This window comes from Mesorhizobium sp. CNPSo 4689 (assembly GCF_057784325.1).
The window spans coordinates 1-1,097 of record NZ_JBWLUZ010000099.1 but is presented as its reverse complement, the minus strand read 5'-3'; the positions used below and the strand labels follow the sequence as shown (position 1 = coordinate 1,097).

The window sequence follows — 1,097 nt, the reverse complement described above, 5'->3', positions numbered from 1 at the left end:
GCACGCTGATGGCCGGCTCCGGCGACAGTTTCGACATCGTTGTCGTCGGAGCCGGGCCGGTCGGTCTTTCGTTCGCCGCATCGCTTGCCCAGAGCGAACTCAAGGTGGCAGTCGTTGAACAGCAGGCCTTGGAAAGGCTGGCGAATCCGGCTTTCGACGGTCGCGAGATCGCGCTGACCAACGCCTCGATCAGAATCCTTCGCGAGCTCGGCGCCTGGGATGCCATCCCCGTTTCGGACAAATCACCGCTTCAAGGCGCGCGCGTGCTCAACGGATCGAGCCCTTTCGCCCTGTGCTTCGATCCTCCCAGAGGATCTGGGGAACCACTCGGAGTTCTGGTCCCAAATTGTCGGATCCGCGATGCCCTGTTCAAGATCATCCGCTCGCACGATCATGCCCAGCTGCTTTGCGGCCACTCGGTCGTCGATGCAACAAACAGCCACAAACGAGCAGTCATAACGCTCTCCGATGGCAGGCGGCTGACCGCTCGGCTTCTCGTTGCAGCGAATTCGCGTCTGTCCGCCACGCGCGACCTGTTGGGCATCGGTGCCAGCATAAATCGGCTTGGCAACTCGATGCTGATTTGCCGGGTGAGGCACGAACGCGTCCATCACCAGATCGCAGTCGAATGGTTCGATCATCATCAGACGATAGCGATGTTGCCGCTCACGGAAGGCGTGTCGTCGCTGCTACTCACTTTGCCTTTAAACGAGGCCGATAGACTGCTTGCTTTCGACGACGATTTGTTCCTGATGGAGTTGACGAAGCGGTGCCGAGGGCGCCTCGGAAAAATGACCTTGGCAAGCACCCGCCATAGCTATCCGCTGGTCACGACATGGGCGCACAAGTTCTGGGCTCCCAGTGCCGCACTCATCGGCGACGCAGCCATTGGCATGCACCCGGTGACCGCGCATGGCTTCAACATCGGCCTCAGCGGTCAGAAGCAACTCGCCCATAAAATCATGACAGCTTGTCGCGACCGTCGCGAGATTGCCGATGCCGACATGCTTCACGGATACGACAGCTGGCTGCGTCTGTCGGCGGCACCGCTCTATCATGCTACGAATATCCTCGTCGGACTCTACTCAGGCGAGCAT

The 1,097-nt window shown here is 59.9% G+C and carries 1 protein-coding gene; it reads left to right on the top strand.

Going from position 1 to position 1,097, the window contains the following annotated elements:
- Positions 1–8: 8 nt before the first annotated feature.
- Positions 9–1,097 (top strand): 5-demethoxyubiquinol-8 5-hydroxylase UbiM (gene ubiM / locus AC04SI_RS33295; RefSeq protein WP_488475729.1); only part of this gene is annotated, 1,089 nt, incomplete at its 3' end.